This is a genomic window from uncultured Sulfitobacter sp. (assembly GCF_947502895.1).
In the GTDB taxonomy this organism is placed as follows: domain Bacteria; phylum Pseudomonadota; class Alphaproteobacteria; order Rhodobacterales; family Rhodobacteraceae; genus Sulfitobacter.
The window spans coordinates 174241-193544 of sequence record NZ_CANNBM010000002.1; the positions used below are offsets into that span (position 1 = coordinate 174241).

21 protein-coding genes are annotated in these 19304 nt (G+C 56.7%); 12 read left to right on the forward strand and 9 right to left on the reverse strand.

Features of this window, described 5'->3' with window-relative positions; genetic code table 11:
• Window positions 1–8: 8 nt before the first annotated feature.
• The 3 genes from Q0903_RS08965 (at window position 9) to Q0903_RS08975 (ending at window position 3002) form a co-directional block, all read left to right on the forward strand.
• On the forward strand, window positions 9–770 hold the full coding sequence (locus tag Q0903_RS08965) for an ABC transporter ATP-binding protein (RefSeq protein WP_299030675.1): 762 nt from the start codon (window positions 9–11) through the stop codon (window positions 768–770).
• A 34-nt stretch (window positions 771–804) separates the two neighbouring features.
• Window positions 805–1557 (forward strand): ABC transporter ATP-binding protein, encoded by a 753-nt coding sequence (locus Q0903_RS08970; protein WP_299030674.1) that lies wholly within the window; start codon window positions 805–807, stop codon window positions 1555–1557.
• A gap of 182 nt (window positions 1558–1739) precedes the next feature.
• Window positions 1740–3002, forward strand: a complete 1263-nt coding sequence (locus tag Q0903_RS08975) for a calcium-binding protein (protein WP_299414706.1) — start codon at window positions 1740–1742, stop codon at window positions 3000–3002.
• Between the two features lie 41 nt (window positions 3003–3043).
• On the opposite strand, the gene Q0903_RS08980 is transcribed toward Q0903_RS08975, so the two are convergent.
• The gene (locus Q0903_RS08980) at window positions 3044–4534 is read right to left on the reverse strand and encodes an AMP-binding protein (RefSeq protein WP_299414708.1); all 1491 of its coding nucleotides are present in this window, start codon (window positions 4532–4534) and stop codon (window positions 3044–3046) included.
• Window positions 4535–4671: 137 nt separating this feature from the next.
• Here Q0903_RS08980 and accB point away from each other — a divergent pair, with 137 nt between their 5' ends.
• From accB to aat, 3 genes are read left to right on the forward strand one after another with little or no spacing between them, the layout of a single operon-like run.
• The gene (gene accB / locus Q0903_RS08985; protein ID WP_299030671.1) at window positions 4672–5172 is read left to right on the forward strand and encodes an acetyl-CoA carboxylase biotin carboxyl carrier protein; all 501 of its coding nucleotides are present in this window, start codon (window positions 4672–4674) and stop codon (window positions 5170–5172) included.
• Window positions 5173–5185: 13 nt separating this feature from the next.
• A complete protein-coding gene (gene accC / locus Q0903_RS08990) occupies window positions 5186–6538 on the forward strand; it encodes an acetyl-CoA carboxylase biotin carboxylase subunit (protein WP_299414710.1) in 1353 nt (450 codons plus the stop codon).
• A gap of 5 nt (window positions 6539–6543) precedes the next feature.
• Entirely contained in the window at window positions 6544–7179 is a 636-nt protein-coding gene (gene aat, locus Q0903_RS08995) for a leucyl/phenylalanyl-tRNA--protein transferase (protein ID WP_299414712.1), read from the forward strand.
• Here the strand turns inward: aat and Q0903_RS09000 are convergent.
• The 6 genes from Q0903_RS09000 to Q0903_RS09025 all read right to left on the reverse strand — a co-directional run bounded on the left by Q0903_RS09000 (window position 7143) and on the right by Q0903_RS09025 (window position 10920).
• Window positions 7143–7496 (reverse strand): DUF2155 domain-containing protein, encoded by a 354-nt coding sequence (locus Q0903_RS09000; protein WP_299416021.1) that lies wholly within the window; start codon window positions 7494–7496, stop codon window positions 7143–7145. The two genes, aat and Q0903_RS09000, sit on opposite strands and share 37 nt — an antisense overlap.
• Window positions 7496–7879, reverse strand: a complete 384-nt coding sequence (locus Q0903_RS09005) for an NADH:ubiquinone oxidoreductase subunit NDUFA12 (protein ID WP_299030668.1) — start codon at window positions 7877–7879, stop codon at window positions 7496–7498. The genes Q0903_RS09000 and Q0903_RS09005 overlap by 1 nt, the downstream gene beginning before the upstream one ends.
• An 87-nt stretch (window positions 7880–7966) precedes the next feature.
• A complete protein-coding gene (locus tag Q0903_RS09010; protein ID WP_299414714.1) occupies window positions 7967–8329 on the reverse strand; it encodes a hypothetical protein in 363 nt (120 codons plus the stop codon).
• A 126-nt stretch (window positions 8330–8455) separates the two neighbouring features.
• Complete coding sequence (locus Q0903_RS09015; RefSeq protein WP_299414715.1) at window positions 8456–8806, reverse strand: RidA family protein; 351 nt, start codon at window positions 8804–8806, stop codon at window positions 8456–8458.
• Window positions 8807–8873: 67 nt separating this feature from the next.
• Window positions 8874–10139 (reverse strand): ATP-dependent Clp protease ATP-binding subunit ClpX, encoded by a 1266-nt coding sequence (gene clpX / locus Q0903_RS09020; protein ID WP_299030665.1) that lies wholly within the window; start codon window positions 10137–10139, stop codon window positions 8874–8876.
• A gap of 130 nt (window positions 10140–10269) precedes the next feature.
• Window positions 10270–10920 carry an ATP-dependent Clp protease proteolytic subunit gene (locus Q0903_RS09025; RefSeq protein ID WP_299030664.1) on the reverse strand — a complete coding sequence of 217 codons (651 nt, stop codon included), beginning with the start codon at window positions 10918–10920 and terminating at the stop codon, window positions 10270–10272.
• Window positions 10921–11067: 147 nt separating this feature from the next.
• Here Q0903_RS09025 and Q0903_RS09030 point away from each other — a divergent pair, with 147 nt between their 5' ends.
• The 3 genes from Q0903_RS09030 (at window position 11068) to Q0903_RS09040 (ending at window position 15114) form a co-directional block, all read left to right on the forward strand.
• Complete coding sequence (locus tag Q0903_RS09030) at window positions 11068–12261, forward strand: FAD-binding domain-containing protein (RefSeq protein ID WP_299414717.1); 1194 nt, start codon at window positions 11068–11070, stop codon at window positions 12259–12261.
• Window positions 12262–12408: 147 nt separating this feature from the next.
• The gene (locus tag Q0903_RS09035; RefSeq protein ID WP_299414719.1) at window positions 12409–14439 is read left to right on the forward strand and encodes a PhoX family phosphatase; all 2031 of its coding nucleotides are present in this window, start codon (window positions 12409–12411) and stop codon (window positions 14437–14439) included.
• 81 nt (window positions 14440–14520) lie between these two features.
• A complete protein-coding gene (locus Q0903_RS09040) occupies window positions 14521–15114 on the forward strand; it encodes a DUF6434 domain-containing protein (RefSeq protein WP_299030662.1) in 594 nt (197 codons plus the stop codon).
• A 6-nt stretch (window positions 15115–15120) separates the two neighbouring features.
• Here the strand turns inward: Q0903_RS09040 and Q0903_RS09045 are convergent, their stop codons facing one another.
• Window positions 15121–16098 (reverse strand): zinc ABC transporter substrate-binding protein, encoded by a 978-nt coding sequence (locus Q0903_RS09045; RefSeq protein WP_299414721.1) that lies wholly within the window; start codon window positions 16096–16098, stop codon window positions 15121–15123.
• A gap of 89 nt (window positions 16099–16187) precedes the next feature.
• On the opposite strand from Q0903_RS09045, the gene Q0903_RS09050 reads away from it, so the two are divergent.
• Genes Q0903_RS09050 through Q0903_RS09060 form a run of 3 tightly spaced genes read left to right on the forward strand, consistent with a single transcriptional unit; the run spans window position 16188 to window position 18231 of the window.
• Complete coding sequence (locus tag Q0903_RS09050) at window positions 16188–16673, forward strand: Fur family transcriptional regulator (protein WP_299414723.1); 486 nt, start codon at window positions 16188–16190, stop codon at window positions 16671–16673.
• Window positions 16670–17437 (forward strand): metal ABC transporter ATP-binding protein, encoded by a 768-nt coding sequence (locus Q0903_RS09055; protein WP_299030659.1) that lies wholly within the window; start codon window positions 16670–16672, stop codon window positions 17435–17437. The genes Q0903_RS09050 and Q0903_RS09055 overlap by 4 nt, the downstream gene beginning before the upstream one ends.
• Entirely contained in the window at window positions 17437–18231 is a 795-nt protein-coding gene (locus Q0903_RS09060; protein ID WP_299414725.1) for an iron chelate uptake ABC transporter family permease subunit, read from the forward strand. The genes Q0903_RS09055 and Q0903_RS09060 overlap by 1 nt, the downstream gene beginning before the upstream one ends.
• Before the next feature lie 231 nt (window positions 18232–18462).
• Here Q0903_RS09060 and Q0903_RS09065 read toward each other — a convergent pair whose 3' ends face one another.
• Complete coding sequence (locus Q0903_RS09065) at window positions 18463–19290, reverse strand: tryptophan 2,3-dioxygenase family protein (RefSeq protein ID WP_299414727.1); 828 nt, start codon at window positions 19288–19290, stop codon at window positions 18463–18465.
• Window positions 19291–19304: the final 14 nt, after the last annotated feature.

The window sequence follows — 19304 nt, forward strand, 5'->3', positions numbered from 1 at the left end:
CGCACGACATGGGTATTCTCGAAGTCAAAAACGTGAACAAGCGCTTCGGCGGGCTGCAAGCACTGGGGGACGTGAACCTCAGCGTGGCGGAAAACACTGTCCACGCCATCATCGGACCAAACGGTGCAGGCAAATCAACCCTGCTCAACGTACTGGTGGGCAAGCTGATCCCCGATACGGGATCGGTTATGTTCGACGGTCAATCCGTACTGGGCCGCAAGCCTTTTGAGATCAACCAGATGGGCATTAGCCGCGTGTTTCAGACGCCTGAAATCTTTGGTGATCTCAGCGTGATGGAAAACATGCTGATCCCCTGCTTTGCCAAACGCGACGGTGCGTTTCGGATGCATGCGATCGAAGGTATCGGGCACGAAAAGGACATCATCGAAAAGGCCAAGTCGATGCTGGAGGAAATGAACCTCTATGACAAACGCGAGATGCACGCCTCGAGCATGTCGCGCGGGGACAAGCGCCGCTTGGAAATCGCGATGTGTCTCAGCCAGCAGCCACGTTTGCTGCTGCTGGACGAGCCGACAGCGGGTATGGCGCGGGCCGACACGAACAACACCATCGACCTGCTCAAGCAGATCAAGGAAGAGCGTGACATCACCATCTGCATCATTGAGCACGACATGCACGTTGTCTTCTCGCTGGCCGAGCGGATTACTGTGCTGGCCCAAGGCACGCCGCTTGTCGAGGATACGCCGGACAACATCAAAGGCCATCCCAAGGTAAAAGAAGCCTATCTGGGCGAGACGCAGGACGTCTAGCACCCTGCCCCTCCCCCTTTCGAAGGACATAGATATGACTACCGAAACACTGAACAAAAATGCCAATCATGCGGCATCCGCCCCTGCTTTTCTGTCGGTCTGGGATATCCACGCCTACTACGGCGAAAGCTACATCGTACAAGGCGTCAGCTTTAACGTGCATGAGGGCGAAATTCTGGCGCTACTGGGCCGTAACGGTGCGGGCAAGACCTCTACCCTGCGGACCATTGCGCAGATCGGCGACCCAGAACTTACCAAGGGCGAAGTCTGGCTGGATCACCAGCCACTGCACAAAATGAAGAGCTTTGAGGCCTCGGGCGCTGGTCTGGCATTGGTGCCGGAAGACCGTCGCATCATTGCGGGCCTTACCGTCGAGGAAAACCTCAAGCTCGCCCAGATTGCCCCGCCGATCGGCTGGTCGCTGGAGCGCGTGTACGAGCTGTTCCCCCGTTTGGGTGAGCGCAAGAAGCAGGAAGGCACCACACTGTCGGGCGGCGAACAGCAAATGTTGGCAATCGCCCGCGCGCTGTGCCGTGATATCAAAGTGCTGCTGCTTGACGAACCTTATGAAGGGTTGGCGCCGGTGATCGTGGACGAGATTGAAAAGACCCTCAGCATCATCAAAGCACAGGGTATCACGACAATTCTGGTCGAACAAAACGCTGTGCGCGCGCTGAAACTCGCCGATCGTGCCGTGATCCTTGATACGGGCAGTGTGGTATTTGACGGCACCGCCCAAGAGGTGCTGGAAAACGAATCGCTGCGCGCCGAATATCTCGCCATCTGATTGTTTTCCCAGATGTCTGCCTTTGAATTGCCCCGCTTTTTGCGGGGTTTTTCATGCGTTTCAACCTATAGTCTACACAGCAACCCCGCTTTGTTACCGCTACGGAAACAAAGAACAGTTTTCATTAGGCAGCTGGGCTGAATATGGCGTAAATGTGGCGAAACTTAGCTCTGGGGATATTCATGCCGATTACATTCAACGAAGCGACCGACGAATTCGAAGGTGCCAACATTTTTGGCGAGACGCTGGAAGGTTTTGACTTTTCCGTTTTTGGTGGCGAGATCACTAACAGCGGCACGATCAACGGCCAGCTCAAAGCGAACTCTGACGAGGGGATCACAATCACCAATACGTTTGGTGGTGTGTTGTCCAAGGCCTCTGGCAGCGTTTATGCAGTGAACCTGCTTGGTAATGGCGGGCGCAACTTCTCGAATGACGGGACGATTTTTGGCGAAGCCCGTATGGGTAATGCGTGGGACAGCTTTTACAACAGTGGCCTGATCGACGGTCAGCTGAAAATGGGCAAAGGCAATGACCAGCTCATCAACCAGATTATTCCCGGCATAGACGGAGGCCCCTTTACAGAAGGCACGGTCACCGGAACAGTCAGAATGGGTGCGGGCGATGATACAGTCGTAAACGGCGGCATCCTGCACGACGTACGCATGGGCGCTGGCAACGATGTATACTCCGTCATCACACTGGGCTTTGGCGATGCGTTGCCCCCCGTTCTGAACGACGTTTCGGGCGATATCCGTGGTGATTCCGGAAATGATACCATCTCAGGCGGCGACACCGACGAGAGCTTTTATGGCGGCAGCGGCAACGACATTCTTATAGGTGAGGGTGGCCGTGACAAACTGGTTGGCGGTACCGGTAACGACCAACTGTTTGGTGGCAATGGCAACGACAAGCTGAGCGGCGGTAACGGCGACGATACGATCGATGGCGGCAACAACAACGATGACATTTCCGGCGGTGGCGACAATGATCGGATCCTTGCCGGTTCCGGCAATGACAAAGTAAACGGAAACGCTGGTAACGATACAATCTTCGGTGGATCTGGTAATGACCGCCTCTCGGGTGCCGATGGCGATGACGTCATCGAGGGTGGTGCAGGCCGCGACACAATGTTCGGCGGTGACGGCGACGACGTATTTATTTTCCGTGGTCGCACAGAGGCCGATGAAATTCGCGGCTTCGCGGAGGGAGACCAGATAGAGCTGTTCATCACGACAGGCGCAATCGTCACCTACGCAGATGTGATGGCCAACACAGAATTTGTTGGTAACAACGCCATCATTAACCTCAGCGAAGTGTTTGCGACAGGTGGTCTAAGCCTTGGCAGCGATCGTGGGTCGGTTCTGACAGTGCGCAACGTGGACGCCACTGATCTGACAAGCGATGCATTCAACATCATCGATGATTTTATTACCGTCGTCTAAACCCAGTTTGATGGTCCGCATCAAAAGGTGCGGACCATTCCCTATTCCTCCTCGGCGATCCGTGCGCGCAGGTCGGTCTTGAGAATTTTTCCATAGTTATTTTTCGGCAAAAACGGCAAGCGCACGTAGCGTTTTGGCCGTTTGAAGCGCGCGATATGCTGCAAGCATAACTGGTCCAGCGCCTCTTTTGACGCCTCACCTACAATAAATGCCACGACCTCTTCGCCCCACTCGGGATGCGGGGCGCCCACCACGGATGCTTCTGCAATTTCGGAGTGTTGCAGCAGTACTTCCTCTACTTCGCGCGGATAGACGTTAGATCCCCCCGTAATGATCACATCCTTTGAGCGGTCTTGAAGCGTCAGATAGCCAGCGGCATCCAGCACGCCGATGTCACCTGTCATCAACCACCCGTCTTGCAGCGTTCTAGCAGTCGCTTCGGTGTTGTTCCAATAGCCACGCATTACAGGCGCACCACGGACCATGATCTCGCCAGTCTCTCCCACGGCGCGCGGCGTGCCTTGTGCGTCACCGATGCGAACCTCCACAACCGATTGCGCACATCCAACCGAGCCCAGGCGCGCGCGCCAGTCTGCATGGCTGCGGTCCGCAACATCGTGGCGCGACAGTGCCGTAATTGCCATAGGACATTCCCCCTGCCCGTAAATCTGGACAAACCTTGGGCCAAATACCTCAACAGCAGCAATGATGTCGGCCGTATACATCGGACCACCCGCATAGACGATTGTGCGCAACCCACTGCCATCCGCACCTGAATTCCGTGCAACATCCGTCATCCGCTTGACCATTGTGGGGGCGGCAAACATGTGGCAGTTGCCAAAATGCGTTGCCAGTTCGAAAATTTCGGCTGCATCGAACCCGCCAGAGGCAGGACAGACATGACGCGCCCCTGCGAGGACATGCACAAAGCTATAAAGCCCCGCACCGTGACTAAGCGGTGCTGCATAAATTGTCGTATCCTCGGATGAGACAGTGTCCACATCTACACCGTAAGACAGCGTCATAGCCTGCAACATCGCGTGCGTAATCATCACGCCCTTAGGCGTACCTGTGGTGCCAGAGGTGTAGAAAAGCCAAGCCAGATCATCACCATCCCTATGGGCCACTGCAACGTCCGCCGTCCCGCTAAGCTCCGCAATGGCTACACAGCCAACCGCACAGTCAACTTCGTGCAGCGATTGCGTGTGTGCGGCATCCGTCAGGCATAGCAGCGCGCCACTGTCCTTAAGGATATGCGCCGCCTCGCGCCCATGCAGCTTGGCATTGATGGGGACAGCGACCGCACCCGCATAAAATATACCAAATAGCCCGATCAACCATTCGGGGTGGTTGTACATGAAAACCGCAACACGGTCGCCTTCGGAAATCCCGCGCGCCCGCAAAGCGGATGCAACACCGCGCGCGCGCTGGTCGAAGCCTGCGTAGTTTTCCACCTCATGCGTTCCGAAAAACAATGCCGGAGCCGAGGCGCGTGCAATGGCCTGCCGCGCCAGCCAATGTGCAATGTTCATCTGCCTGTCTCCCGCTGCTACCCGCCGTCCGATCGCGCTTGTAAACTCGCGTCTTTCAATGCCTCTGTCCATGCCATATAACCCGTCCCAAAGGGCGCGTCCAAGGTCGCCCCCCTTCGCAACGGTCGAGGAACCATATGACAAAGAATACACATGACGCCGATGTCGCCTTTATCCGCGCTTTGGCAGAACTGCTGAACGAAAACGATCTGACAGAATTGCAGGTCAAGCGCGACTATGCCGAGGATGACAGCCTCAATGTGCGTGTCTCCCGCAAGCCGCCGCAGCAGGTAATCGCCCCTCAGGCCATGCAAGCATCAGCATCACCCGTGATGGCTGCAGCCGCAACGCCGGCACCTGCGGCCCCGGCCGAGACCAGCGGCAGTGCCGATCCGGCAACCGACCCAGGTGCAGTCAGCTCACCCATGGTTGGCACGGTCTATACCTCACCCGAACCCGGCGCGCCTGCCTTTATCGCTGTGGGCGCACAGGTTGCTGAGGGGGACACCCTGTTGATTGTCGAGGCAATGAAAACCATGAACCACATACCTGCCCCCCGCGCAGGCACCGTGAAACGTATTCTGGTCGAAGACGGGGCGGCGGTGGAATTCGGCGCACCGCTTGTGATCCTCGAATAAGGAGCACATCCCCATGTTCAACAAAATACTTGTCGCCAACCGCGGTGAGATCGCCCTGCGTGTTATCCGTGCTGCCCGCGAAATGGGTATCGCCTCAGTGGCTGTTCATTCGACTGCCGACAGTGACGCCATGCACGTACGCATGGCCGACGAGAGTGTCTGCATCGGGCCGCCTTCCTCGCAACAGTCATATCTTTCGATCCCTGCGATCATTGCTGCCTGCGAGATCACCGGCGCCGAAGCGATCCACCCCGGATATGGCTTTCTGTCTGAAAACGCTGGCTTTGTGCAAATCGTAGAAGACCACGGCCTCACGTTTATCGGCCCGACAGCCGAACATATCCGCATCATGGGCGACAAGATTACGGCCAAGGATACGATGAAAGCACTCGGCGTGCCGTGCGTTCCCGGATCACAAGGCGGTGTCGCCACGCTAGAGGACGCACAGCGCATAGGCGAAGAAATCGGCTATCCCGTCATCATCAAAGCCACAGCAGGCGGTGGTGGCAAAGGCATGAAAGTGGCGCAAACCGCCAAAGACATGGAAAGCGCGTTCCAGACAGCGCGCGCAGAGGGAAAATCGAACTTCGGCAACGACGAAGTCTATATCGAGAAATACCTCACTACGCCGCGCCATATCGAAATTCAGGTGGTTGGCGATGGCAAAGGCCGCGCCGTGCATCTGGGCGAACGCGATTGCTCGCTTCAGCGGCGCCACCAGAAAGTATTTGAAGAAGCCCCTGGCCCCTCTATCACCCCGTCCGAGCGCGCGCGCATCGGCAAGGTCTGTGCGGATGCTGTCGCCAACATTAACTATATCGGCGCAGGCACAATCGAATTCCTCTACGAAAATGGTGAGTTCTATTTTATCGAAATGAACACGCGGCTTCAGGTGGAACATCCCGTCACCGAGGCAATTTTTGGCGTCGATCTTGTACGCGAACAGATCCGCGTGGCCGCAGGTTTGCCGATGTCTTTCACCCAAGATGACCTGACCATCAACGGCCACGCCATTGAGGTGCGGATCAACGCAGAAAAACTGCCCAACTTTGCACCCTGCCCCGGTAAAATCACGCAATACCATGCGCCCGGTGGCTTGGGTGTGCGGATGGATAGCGCGCTCTATGACGGGTACAAAATACCGCCCTATTACGACAGCCTGATCGGCAAACTTATTGTGCATGGCCGCGACCGCCCAGAGGCATTGGCCCGTTTGAACCGCGCATTGGGGGAGTTGATTGTGGATGGTGTAGATACAACCGTGCCGCTGTTCCATGCCCTGCTACAAGAAGGTGACATCCACTCGGGCGGCTACAACATCCATTGGCTGGAGCACTGGCTGGAAACTAACCTCGGGGATGGTTAACCCCGATGGGGACGCTGACACCGGAGCTTTTGCTACACGGCTATAGCGTCGGTATCTTTCCGATGAGCGAAGGGCGCGACGACCCGGAGATTTTCTGGGTCGACCCCCGCCGCAGGGGCATCATGCCGCTAGACGGGTTTCACATCTCGCGCTCACTACGTCGTGACATGCGGCACAGTTCGTGGAAAATCACCATAAATCGCGATTTTGAGAGTGTGTTGGACGGCTGCGCGGACCGCGATGATACGTGGATCAACGCCGAGATCAGACAGCTTTACGGCGCATTGCACACCCGCGGTCAGGCTCACTCGCTAGAAGTCTGGGAAGAAGACACGCTGGTCGGTGGTGTCTATGGCGTGGTACTGGGCGCTGCATTTTTTGGCGAATCCATGTTTTCGCGACGCACAAACGCATCCAAGATCGCCCTCGCCTGCTTGGTAGATCGGCTAAATCAGGGCGGATTTACCCTATTTGATACGCAGTTTATTACTGACCATCTTGCATCCCTTGGTGGCGTCGAGATCAGCCGCGCACAATATCACGCGAAACTGGAACATGCCAAAGCCCGCAGCGCGTCATTCACCGCAGCGATCAATTCAACGCCTCAGGACGTAATACAGCGCATTACCCAGATATCGTAGCGCTGATGCTCCATCGGGTTAAGAGCGGGAGCAGACGCGATCATCCAACCCGAAAATACGGTACCAGCGCGCCCGGTCTCAGACACTTCGATGGCGGCATATGCATCACCGGACGGGTTGCCCTGTGGATAGCGACACTCATTCAGGACAATATTCAGACGGCCGATACTGGCCCGCTGGCCATTGGGGATCGACAGATCAACCGTGGTACCAGACGTCTTGTCCAGCGCGCGCAAAACAGCGCCTTGCCCGTTGCTGGTCTGCTCGGCACTGGCTGCGCTTGCCCAGATTAGCGCACATAGCGCAAGGATACGCATCACTCGGGGCTCCATGCCTCATAATCGCCGCGGTCAGCAGGTTTTTCACGGCGGATAGACCCTGCGGGCGCATAGGCCAGCATCGTGCCGGTCAGGTTTTCCTGATGCGGCTTTTCCCATTCCTGATGCATCAATGGCTTGTCTGTTGGCGGCTCGTCATAGGTGCGGTGAATCCAGCCATGCCAGTCAGGATTAATACGGCTCGCCTCGATCTCGCCATTAAAGATGACCCAGCGTTTGCTGTCATCGGCATTGCGGTAATAGATGTTGCCCTGAGCATCCTCGCCCACTTTCTCACCTTTGCGCCACGTGAAAAACTGTGTGTTGAGCGTCTGCCCGTTCCACCATGTGAACGCGCTCAAGATTTTGCTGACAATGCCCATGGGAGACTCCTGTTACTCTTGGCTCTGATATGGCCTAAACTCCGCCTCAGGTCCAGTGACGTGACCGTTCAATTGGACAAAACACGCCTAATCGCCAAACCGCAAGTAAACAGCAAGACGTTCTTGTGGCGCGTAAACAACCAATTCAATATCCTCAACACCGCCACTCCTGACAAACCATGCGCCCCGCTGTTTCAGTATTGTCGTGATCCGACTGCTAAAGCCTGCGACACCAGCCCCATCGAATTTCTCTGGTTCCAATATCAAACAAGGGTGACGGCTATTGATCTCGATATTTTTGGCGTCCGGTGTCGACGCCCATACGCGCTCCGACGGGACTGCATAATCGGGAAAGACGAGTTCAGGTGGCGCAATTTCTGTATCTTCAGGAAGCTCCAGAACCAGATAACTGCAGCCATGAGGCGTCTTTATACGGCTCTTGAATGCCAAGACTTTCGTATACGCAAGATCAACAAAGATACTTTGAGCGAATTGGTCCGCGGATAATGAAAGACACCCCGAGAGCAACGAAATGGCACATATCAGCACGCGAAATTTAGCAGCTCGGCGTGTCACCTAGACAAGTGCCGTTACTTCGATCTCGATGCGGAATTTGGGATCAATCAAACCGCACTCAATCATCGTCGCAGCAGGCGGGTTGTCGCCAAAGGTCTCTGCCAAGATCGGCCAGCACGGCTCGAACTCGGCACGGTCAGGCAGCATATAGGTCACGCGCACTACATCCGCCATGCTCACGCCTGCCTCTTCCAACGCCTCTTTGATGATCCGCAGCGCATCACGGCATTGCGCCACGACATCATCGCCCTGCCCGCACGTTCCCGCCACGTGGACAAAGCCCCCCGCAACGACGGCGCGGCAATACCCCAATTTTGCTTCGAATTCCCCACCTGAAAAAATGCGTTTCATTTTACCCTCCTAAATAAAAAAGGCAGGCCAAAACAGCCTGCCTTTCCACATTATTCTATTCGAAAAATCAGCCTGCAGTCGCTGGCTCTTTCTCGGCTTCGGCGTGAATCATCAGCGGCTTGGCATCCGAATTCACTGCCTCTTCATTGACGACAACCTCTGTCACACTGTCCAGCCCCGGTAGATCGAACATGGTATCCAGCAAAATGTCTTCAAGGATAGACCGTAGCCCCCGCGCGCCTGTCTTGCGCTCGATCGCGCGTTTGGCAATTGCGGCCAGCGCGTCTTCGGTAAAGGTCAGTTGCGTGTCCTCAAGCTCGAAAAGGCGCTGGTATTGCTTGACCAGTGCGTTCTTCGGCTGGGTCAGAATGGTGACAAGTGCGTCCTCGTCCAAATCTTCAAGCGTTGCCAAAACAGGCAAACGACCCACGAATTCGGGGATCAAACCGAACTTGAGCAGGTCTTCGGGTTCAAGGTCGGTGAAAATTTCACCGATGCCGCGTGCGTCCTGATCGCGCACATCTGCGCCAAAGCCCATGGCAGACCCTTTACCGCGTGCGGCAATGATCTTATCCAAGCCAGCAAACGCACCACCACAAATGAACAGGATGTTCGTGGTGTCCACTTGCAAGAATTCCTGCTGCGGGTGCTTCCGCCCGCCCTGCGGTGGAACGGATGCAACCGTCCCTTCCATCAGCTTGAGCAATGCTTGCTGCACGCCCTCGCCCGAGACGTCGCGGGTGATGGAAGGATTTTCCGATTTACGTGTAATTTTATCTACTTCGTCAATGTATACGATGCCGCGCTGTGCGCGCTCGACGTTATATTCGGACGCCTGAAGCAGCTTTAGGATAATGTTTTCAACATCTTCACCCACATAACCCGCCTCGGTCAATGTGGTGGCGTCGGCCATGGTGAAGGGTACATCCAGAATCCGTGCGAGCGTTTGGGCGAGCAGAGTTTTGCCGCAACCCGTGGGGCCCATCAGCAAAATGTTGGATTTCGCCAGTTCAATATCGCCGCCTTTTTGCGCGTGGTTCAAACGCTTGTAGTGGTTGTGCACAGCCACAGACAAAACCCGCTTGGCCATCGCCTGACCGATGACATAATCATCAAGCACTTCACAAATGTCTCTGGGTGTCGGCACGCCATCTGTCGCTTTGAGGCCAGAAGCCTTTGTTTCTTCGCGAATAATATCCATGCACAGCTCGACACATTCATCGCAGATGAACACTGTCGGCCCTGCGATCAGCTTGCGCACTTCATGCTGGCTCTTGCCGCAAAAGCTACAATAGAGGGTATTTTTGCTGTCGCCACTGGTTGAATTGGCCATGTGAGCCCTTTCAGGTCTGATGCTGGTTTGCCTGCCCCAAACGGGACTGCGCGAATTCGATTTGGCCTCAAGTCTAAGTCAGACCCTCCGGTTCTTCAATCGCATAAACCGGAGGGAACACTGTTGTGACTTACTTACCCTTCTTGGGCTTTGGCGCGTCCTTGTCATCTTCCTTGCCGCGGTTCGCGACAATCTCGTCAATATGGCCCCACTCAAGCGCCTCTTCGGGCGTCATCCATGTGTCGCGATCCAGTGCTTTTTGCACGGTCTCATAATCCTGACCGGAGTGTTTGACGTACATCTGGAACAGACGCTCGCGGGTCCGCTCGATATGGCGGGCGGAGATCAGGATATCGGTCGCCATGCCGCGGGCGCCGCCCGAGGGCTGGTGCACCATGACTTCGGCGTTGGGCAGCGCAAAGCGCATCCCTTTTTCGCCACCGATGGCAATGGCCGAGCCCATCGACGCAGCCATGCCGCAAATCAGGGTCGAAACCTTCGGGCGGATGTATTGCATCGTGTCGTAGATCGACATGCCCGCTGACACCTCACCACCAGGCGAGTTGATGTACATGCTGATTTCCTTGGAAGGATTCTCTGCCTCGAGGTGCAACAGCTGTGCGACGACCAGATGGCTCATCCCGCTGTGAATCGGGCCGTTAATAAAAATAATCCGCTCTTTGAGCAGACGCGAGAAGATATCATAGGCGCGCTCGCCACGGCTTGTCTGCTCCACAACCATGGGAACAAGGTTCATATACGTCTCGACGGGGTCTTGCATGTGCTCTGCCTTCAATGGAGTTTGTCGGGACCATACCCGAACAAGCGTTTATACAAGATTAGTCCTGTGGGTTGGGACCTTCAAGGGGGCGTACAACAGATCGCGATATGAGTTGATCCGCGCGGTGCCTGCGCTATCTGCCGATGTATGAAAAATGCCCCCACACCCTTCCCGCCCCGCGTTGATACTGCGCATGAACGGCTCCTTAAATTCGCGCCTGATGCGGGCAGTGCCTATGCCCAAAAGCGCAACTTTGATCTGGGTTCCGGCCAGCACAGTCATGTCTCGACCCTGTCGCCTTATCTGCGGATGAAAGTGCTGGACGAGGCGGATGTATCGCGCGCAGTACTGGATCAGATGACCGCATCCGAGGCGGATAAGTTCATCGCCGAAGTCTGGTGGCGCACCTATTGGAAAGGCTGGATGGAGCAACGCCCCGCCGTCTGGGCCGCCTACCGCGATGATCTGACGCGGCTGCACAACGAGGTTCAGACGCAATCAGGCCTGCGCCAGCAATGGGAGGCCGCCTGCTTGGGCGAGACTGGTATCGCCCCCTTTGACACATGGGCGCAAGAGCTGGCAGCGACAGGCTATCTACACAATCACGCGCGCATGTGGTTCGCCTCGATCTGGATATTCACCCTTAAATTGCCTTGGCAACTGGGCGCGGATTTCTTTCTGCGGCACCTGCTGGATGGGGATGCCGCGGTCAACACGCTCAGCTGGCGCTGGGTCGCAGGGATACAAACCCAAGGCAAAACCTACTTGGCAGACCCTTCAAATATAGCCAAATTCACTGACGGGCGGTTTGTCGGCGTGCGCGGGCTTGCCACCAACGCGCCGCCCGTCAGCGCACCGCCACCGCCCAATCGGCAGGAGATACCCGCGCTTGTACCCTTCGACGGCAGACCCGATGCCCGCATCGGGATACTGCTGCATTCTGATGATCTGGGCGCACCCGATCTGGCCCAAATGGGCTGCGCCAGTGTGACCAGCGCCTATATTGACTGCACAGACGCCCAAAGCCCTTGGAAGTCTGCCCCGATGGTGGCGCAGTTTCGCACAGCTTTGGCACAAGACGCGGCACCCGACACCACGATCCTACCTGCGCCCGATGCCGTGCAGGACTGGGCAAGCACGCACCAATTGGACCATATCGTAACCCCGCATGCGCCTGTCGGTGCTGCCCGCAGTATGCTGCGCCGTTTGCGCAAAACGACTGATCTGCCGATCACCGAAATACGTCGCGAGATCGACACTGCCGCCTGGCCACTTGCCACTGCGGGCTTCTTCAAGTTTCGTAAGCATATTCCGGATTTGCTGGACCGTTTTGCACGCTGACATGCGCCTGCTATGATTATGATAGAGACACCGCATTAACCGCCCCCACCAGATGCGTGTGAAACAAAAGTGTCATGGCCGCGTCACACAACTGTGACGGAATCGGATGACAAAGGCCGCATCGGTCAACACGAACTGGAGCAAGCCATGACGCGACAAGACATCCTGAACGATCCGGCCATCGGTAACAAAGCAGAGGCATTCGAAGCCTTTGATGATATTCCTACGAACCCTAATCTGAGCAGCACAATCGGCGAGGTTGTGGCCGCGCGGTACTCGCGCCGCGACATATTCAAAGGCGCACTGGCCGTTACGACAACAACAGCATTATTCGGCACCTCGGCCATCCTGGCCCCCAAACAGGCGGCTGCCGCAGGCACGTCGCGTTATAACTTTACAGAGTTGGAGTGGGGCAATGACACGACACATCACGTGGCAGAAGGCTATGACGCCGACATCCTGATCCGTTGGGGCGATCCGATCACTGCCGACGCCCCTGAATTTGACGTGATGAACCAAACAGCAGCGGCCCAGCTTCAGCAGTTCGGGTATAACAACGACTATGTCGGCTTTACCGCGTTGAACGATGCAGGCACACGCGGGCTGCTGTGCGTGAACCATGAATACACTAACGAAGAAGTCATGTTCCCCGGTTTGGGACGTCAGGACCGCGATGGATTTGCAGGTATGACGCCCGAACTGATCGACATAGAAATGGCCGCCCACGGCGGCACCGTTGTCGAGATTGAAAAAGAAACAACAGGCGCGTGGCGGGTTGAGCGCGCCAGTCCCTACAACCGCCGCATCACGCCGCTGCAGACCGAAATGACAGTCTCTGGTCCTGCTGCAGGTCATCCGCGGATGCAAACCAACGCAGATCCCGATGGTATGAAAATTATCGGCACGCTGAACAATTGTGCAGGCGGGATGACGCCTTGGGGCACCTACCTGATGGCTGAAGAGAACTTTCACGGGTATTTCTGGACAAGCAAACTGAACGCGGAAGGCCGCCCTGATCTGTCATCCCTTCCCCCCGCGCAGGCCGCACAACACAAGCGTTACGGCGTGCCGGGAATGTGGTACGCATGGGGCACGCGCCATGACCGTTTTAACATCGATCTAGAGCCGAACGAGCCGAACCGCTTTGGCTGGATCGTGGAAGTCGACCCGCGCAAACCCGATGCGATGCCAGTCAAGCACACGGCATTAGGCCGCTTCCGCCATGAAGGGTGTGAAACGACACTGGCTGCAGATGGTCGCCTTGTGGTTTATTCAGGCGATGATAACCGCTTTGACTACCAGTATAAATATGTCTCGACCGGCAAGGTCGGTGCGGATAATGCCGCGAACTCGCAGCTTTTGTCTGACGGCACGCTCTTTGTCGCACGCTTTGACGAGGACGGAACCGTCGCGTGGCTGCCATTGGTCTATGGCACGGGGCCGCTGACGCCAGATAATGGATTTAAAGATCAGGGCGATGTGATGATCGACACCCGCATCGCTGCCGATCTGCTGGGGGCGACCCCCATGGACCGCCCCGAGGATGCCCAGCCGCGCGGTGACGGCACGGTGTATCTGATGCTCACCAACAATTCGCGGCGCAAACCCGATCAGGTAAACGTCGCGAACCCTCGGCCCGAAAACGCATTCGGCCATATTATCGAGATCAAGGAAGACGGCGGTGATCATGGTGCCCCCGCAGGACGGTGGTCCATTCTGGTGCAATGCGGCGACCCCTCTGTGGCCGCTGTCGGTGCCGTCTGGAACCCTGAAACATCGCAAAACGGCTGGTTCGGCTCTCCTGACAATGCAGCGATTGACGCTGACGGGCGGCTGTGGGTTTCAACAGATCAGGGGGGCAACTGGGGCAAAACAGGCAAATCCGACGGCCTCTATGGGGTTGAAACCGAAGGCAGCGCACGCGGCACATCCAAGCTGTTCTTCCGCTGCCCCGTTGGCGGCGAGATGTGCGGCCCCTATTTCACGCCAGATCAAGAAACCCTGTTTCTGGCGGTGCAGCACCCCGGAACCGACGGGACCAAAGACCTTGCAGGGTTTGAACGGCACTCAACCTTTGAAGACCCCGCCACCCGCTGGCCTGATTTTGACCCCGCAATGCCGCCCCGCCCTGCTGTTGTGGTGGTGACAAAACAAGGCGGCGGCAAAATTGCCGTCTGATGACCTGTAAAACAAACCTTTGGTCCCCCATATGCTGCGGGGCCAATTTGCAATTTTGTCGCATCGGGGTATCTTGGCCCTATGACACAACGGCCAGACATCACCACCATCAGCACCGCGCAAGAATTGCGCCGCTGGTATTGGTTGCGCGCCGAGCTTGAAGCAGAGCTAAAACGCCGCAACCTGCCCAGAGTTGGAAACAAGCATATTCTGCTCGACAGTCTCGCCCACTTTCTGGATAGCGGTGAAGTGCTGCGTCAGAAATCGGTCAAGCCAACGTCCGGCTTTGACTGGCACACCGCCCCGTTGACGCCGCAGACCCTTATCACAGACAGTTACCGCAACAGCCAAAACGTCCGGCGTTTTTTCAAATCTCAAGTGGGTGAGAAATTCAAATTCAACCGGCGTTTTATGGCATGGATGTTGTCCAACAGCGGCAAAACACTGGCCGACGCGGTTGCGGCATACCAGCAGCAGATGGCCGAGGCCGCAGACCCGAATTTTCGCAGTGAAATTGCACCCGATAACCAGTTCAACCGCTATACCCGCGAATTTCTGGACGATAATCCCCATCTTGGTATGGATGATGTGCGCCGTGTCTGGGCGCGCAAACGTGCTCTACCCTCGGAGGATGGCAAACATGTCTACGCGCGCTCGGATCTCGAGCTGCCCTAGCACAGTCTATTCTGCCGCGAGGCATGCTGCCATGTCCGTGGCGAACTTGCGGATCAGTGCCGCGTAGGGTGTCTGACCATCCCCGATTGCATCCAGAACAGCCACCCGTGTCCCTGACCCTTCAAGGGCCGTGCGCATCAGCGCATCGTTCTCTTGCGGCGCGGTAAAGGCGCAAACAGCGGGGTTTTGTGACAAATGCGCACGTAACGCGCTGAGCCGCGCTGGTCCAGGTGTCTGGCCCGTGCCAGGAATGATAAACGCCTGCGCTGTCACCCCGAATGTGGCCTCGAAATACTGAAACGCGTCATGCAAAACGATAAAGCTCTTGTTCTGGTGCGGTTCCATCAGCCTTCTAATCTCCAACTCCAGCAGTGCCAGTTCCACTGTCAGGGTTTCAAGGTTAGCCGTGTAAATCTGCGCATTTTCAGGGTCCATCTGCATCAGTTTATCCGCAATCGCTTGCGCCCAAATCTGCGCATTCGCGGGCGACAGCCAGCCGTGTGGGTCAATGTCACCGTGGTGTTCATGGCCGTGGTCCGCGTGATCGTCCTCCTCATGCTCTGCATGATCTTCGTGATCTTTATGCCCGTGGTCGTGATCGTCGTGATTGTGATCTTCTTCGTGCTTTTCTTCCAGTTCGGTTGCATCGCGGATGGGCAAGTTCTGCGTTTGTGGCACTTCCATCAAAGTGAGGCGGATAGCGTCGCCTGACAGCGTGTCCAGCGGCTCCTCCAGCCAATGGGTCAGCCCGGGACCGACCCAGATCACCAGATCGGCATTGCGCAAGGCACGCGCCTCGGAGGGGCGCATAGCATAGCCGTGCGGCGACGCGCCTGTAGGAATGATCTGTGACGGGCTACCCACTCCCTCCATCAATTGCGCAGTCAATGCGCGGACAGGTGCGATATCAGCAACAACCTTTGGCCCCTCCTCCGCAAAGGCGGGGAAACTCACAAGGCAAAGCAAGACAAGCAATCGGCGCATGGTATCATCCTTTTGTTTACAACTGCTCTCTTGCTAATATTAATGTTATAACATATCAATCCCCCAATTCAGGAGTGGAGCCAGCCCCCATGTCAAATGCCATCGGATTTCAATGTCACGACCACAATGTATGTATGACAACCCTGTTGGCGGACGCACAGGATCAATGCACGGCATTGGGTCTGCGTCTGACACCGGTGCGCCGCCGCACGCTAGAGATTCTGCTGGCCGAGCATCGCGCCATAGGTGCCTATGATGTGCTGGCCCGATTGGCTGCCGAAGGTTTGGGAACCCAACCCCCTGTGGCCTATCGCGCGCTGGATTTTCTGGTCAAAGCAGGCTTTGCCCATAAGATCGAAGCATTGAATGCCTACACAGCCTGCGTACATCCCGGCACCGATCACACACCCGCGTTCCTGATCTGCCGCGCCTGCGAAGCCGTTGCCGAAGCGGACACGGCACTAAACAAAGGACGGCTGGGCGATGCCGCGCGGGCGGCGGGTTTTGTGATCGAGCGCACGGTTGTCGAGGCAACAGGCCTATGCCCTGATTGTGCAGGCGGTGCCGCTGTATGAGCTTGATCGAGACGCGCCAGCTCACGCTGGCTTATGGCGGCAATACTGTGCTGCGCGATGTAAATATCCAAGTGGCGCGCGGCGAAATCGTGACGATCGTTGGCCCGAACGGATCAGGCAAATCATCGCTATTGCGCGCACTGATCGGCGCTGTGCGTCCTGTTGCGGGGCATGTAGTGCGCGCCAAAGGCCTGCGCATTGGATACGTTCCGCAAAGCCTCTCCATTGACACCACCCTGCCCTTGACTGTGGCGCGGTTTCTTAATCTGCCAGCGCGTGTCAGCGGGGCGGCCGCAACAACGGCCCTGCGCGATGCGGGTGTCCCCGAACTGGCAGATCGCCAGCTGGGGGCGTTATCAGGCGGGCAGTTCCAGCGGGTGATGCTGGCACGCGCTTTGCTGCAATCGCCCGACATTCTGATCCTTGATGAGGCAACGCAAGGTCTGGACCAACCGGGTGCCGCGCAGTTTTACCAGCAAATCGAAACTGTGCGCCGCAGTCGCGGCTGCGCCGTGCTAATGGTGAGCCATGACTTGCACGTTGTAATGGCAGCCTCGGACCGCGTTTTGTGCCTGAACGGACACGTATGCTGCGAAGGGACACCGCAAGTGGTGGCAGATGCACCAGAATATCGCGCGTTGTTCGGCACGGGCACCCAAGGTGCGCTGGCTCTTTACCGCCATGATCACGACCATGACCATGACCATGATCACGATTGTACGGCCCATGAACCCGCCAAAAAATTGCATGAGAAGGCGTTGTAATGCTGGATGATTTTATCGTGCGCGCAGGGCTTGCCGGAGTGGGCGTTGCCTTGGCTGCAGCACCACTGGGGTGTTTTGTCGTCTGGCGCCGTATGGCATATTTTGGTGATGCAACCAGCCATGCGGCTATTTTGGGCGTGGCACTGGCCCTCGCCACCGACTTGCCTGTTTTTGCTGGCGTGCTCGCTGTGGCGCTGGCGATGGCCCTGATCATCACGACTCTGTCCGAACGGCAGGTAAGCACCGATGCCCTTCTGGGCGTGCTGGCCCATTCCGCGTTGGCGCTGGGACTGGTTGCCGTTTCGATGATCGAGGGCGTGAGGGTCGATCTGGAGAGCTATTTATTCGGCGAAATTCTCGCCGTGACAGCAACCGATCTGGCCGTGATCTGGACAGGTGCAGGGCTGGTCCTCGCCCTGCTGATCTGGCGATGGCAAGCATTGCTCACAGCGACCCTCTCTTCGGATCTGGCAAGCGCAAGCGGGATATCACCGCGCCGCGAACAACTCGTCCTGACACTGGCACTGGCCGTGACGGTTGCCGTTGCCATCAAGGTCGTGGGCGCCCTGCTCATCGCGGCAATGTTGATCATCCCTGCAGCAACAGCGCGCCCGTTTGCACGCACGCCAGAGGCGATGGCCATCTTCGCTGCCCTGATTGGCAGTCTGGCTACGATGGGCGGCCTGACAGGCGCATTTACATTTGACACCCCTGCAGGCCCCAGCATTGTGACAATGGCTGCGGTACTATTCGCTAGCAGTGCAGCTCTCTCGCCACTGCTGCGAAGAGGTTAATGCTTCGCTTCAATTACGCTTAATAAATTATTGTAAAAGTACACTTTTCAATCATCATCAAGCCATTACAACACTGGCTCACTACGTATTTAACGATCTTAACTGCCACTGCTACAGCGGCCATACTGGCCATAAGTCACTACCCGCCAGCGGCATCACCCCAAGCGAGCAGCCATAATGGTTGTGCCCTCCTCTGGCAGAACGGATTTGGGTTTTCAAACTGTCAGGCGCCTATAGCGCGCCCCTTACGGACCAAAGTTCGGGAAACAGTTCCACTTCGAGCATCTTACGCAGATATGAAACCCCTGCCGTTCCTCCCGTGCCGCGTTTGAACCCGATGATACGCTCAACCGTCGTCACATGGTTGAATCGCCAGCGGCGAAAGTAGTCTTCAAGATCAACCAGTTTTTCTGCAAGCTCATACAAATCCCAATGGGCGCGCGGATCTTCATAGACCCGCTGCCACAAGTCCTGAACCGCATCCACATGCCTCCAATCAGTCGCCGCAGGGTTGCCCGCCAATGGCGCATGTTCAAAACGGGTACACAACAGGTTCACCGCAACCTGATAGAGGCTCGGGCATGCCAGCTCCCCTTCCAGCCGCGCAAAAGCCTGTGCGCGGTGCTTGTGTAGCTTCATCAACGCGCCGTTGCGGTTGCCGAGGATAAATTCAATCAGCCGGTACTGGTGCGACTGAAATCCCGAAGAATTACCCAAGCTAGGGCGAAAGGCAGTATATTCGCTGGGGGTCATGGTACGCAGCACATCCCAGGCCGAGTTCAACTGATCGAATATCCGCGCAACCCGCGCGAGCATCTTGAAGGCCGATGCCAGATCGCCGCCCATCATAGCCTCACGCGCCGCCTCCAGCTCATGTATGGCAAGCCGCATCCACAATTCCGAAGTCTGGTGCTGAATGATGAACAGCATCTCGTCATGGGCATCAGACAGCGGTTTCTGGGCGTTCAGCACTTCATCAAGGCCAAGGTAGTCACCATAAGACATATCCTTGGAGAAATCCATTTTGGCACCATCCGAGGCTTTGTCAAAATCGCTCATGTCAGCCCCTTCGT

Excerpts from the sequence above, each read along its gene's own strand:
- Q0903_RS08980 (WP_299414708.1), bottom strand. The coding sequence starts at position 4,534 with ATGAACATTGCACATTGGCTGGCGCGGCAGGCCATTGCACGCGCCTCG.
- accC (WP_299414710.1), top strand. The coding sequence starts at position 5,186 with ATGTTCAACAAAATACTTGTCGCCAACCGCGGTGAGATCGCCCTGCGT.
- Q0903_RS09015 (WP_299414715.1), bottom strand. The coding sequence starts at position 8,806 with ATGAAACGCATTTTTTCAGGTGGGGAATTCGAAGCAAAATTGGGGTAT.
- Q0903_RS08975 (WP_299414706.1), top strand. The coding sequence starts at position 1,740 with ATGCCGATTACATTCAACGAAGCGACCGACGAATTCGAAGGTGCCAAC.
- Q0903_RS09065 (WP_299414727.1), bottom strand. The coding sequence starts at position 19,290 with ATGAGCGATTTTGACAAAGCCTCGGATGGTGCCAAAATGGATTTCTCC.
- aat (WP_299414712.1), top strand. The coding sequence starts at position 6,544 with ATGGGGACGCTGACACCGGAGCTTTTGCTACACGGCTATAGCGTCGGT.
- Q0903_RS09035 (WP_299414719.1), top strand. The coding sequence starts at position 12,409 with ATGACGCGACAAGACATCCTGAACGATCCGGCCATCGGTAACAAAGCA.
- Q0903_RS08970 (WP_299030674.1), top strand. The coding sequence starts at position 805 with ATGACTACCGAAACACTGAACAAAAATGCCAATCATGCGGCATCCGCC.
- Q0903_RS09025 (WP_299030664.1), bottom strand. The coding sequence starts at position 10,920 with ATGCAAGACCCCGTCGAGACGTATATGAACCTTGTTCCCATGGTTGTG.
- Q0903_RS09050 (WP_299414723.1), top strand. The coding sequence starts at position 16,188 with ATGTCAAATGCCATCGGATTTCAATGTCACGACCACAATGTATGTATG.
- Q0903_RS09030 (WP_299414717.1), top strand. The coding sequence starts at position 11,068 with ATGAAAAATGCCCCCACACCCTTCCCGCCCCGCGTTGATACTGCGCAT.
- accB (WP_299030671.1), top strand. The coding sequence starts at position 4,672 with ATGACAAAGAATACACATGACGCCGATGTCGCCTTTATCCGCGCTTTG.
- Q0903_RS08965 (WP_299030675.1), top strand. The coding sequence starts at position 9 with ATGGGTATTCTCGAAGTCAAAAACGTGAACAAGCGCTTCGGCGGGCTG.
- Q0903_RS09055 (WP_299030659.1), top strand. The coding sequence starts at position 16,670 with ATGAGCTTGATCGAGACGCGCCAGCTCACGCTGGCTTATGGCGGCAAT.
- Q0903_RS09045 (WP_299414721.1), bottom strand. The coding sequence starts at position 16,098 with ATGCGCCGATTGCTTGTCTTGCTTTGCCTTGTGAGTTTCCCCGCCTTT.
- Q0903_RS09000 (WP_299416021.1), bottom strand. The coding sequence starts at position 7,496 with ATGCGTATCCTTGCGCTATGTGCGCTAATCTGGGCAAGCGCAGCCAGT.
- Q0903_RS09005 (WP_299030668.1), bottom strand. The coding sequence starts at position 7,879 with ATGGGCATTGTCAGCAAAATCTTGAGCGCGTTCACATGGTGGAACGGG.
- clpX (WP_299030665.1), bottom strand. The coding sequence starts at position 10,139 with ATGGCCAATTCAACCAGTGGCGACAGCAAAAATACCCTCTATTGTAGC.
- Q0903_RS09040 (WP_299030662.1), top strand. The coding sequence starts at position 14,521 with ATGACACAACGGCCAGACATCACCACCATCAGCACCGCGCAAGAATTG.
- Q0903_RS09060 (WP_299414725.1), top strand. The coding sequence starts at position 17,437 with ATGCTGGATGATTTTATCGTGCGCGCAGGGCTTGCCGGAGTGGGCGTT.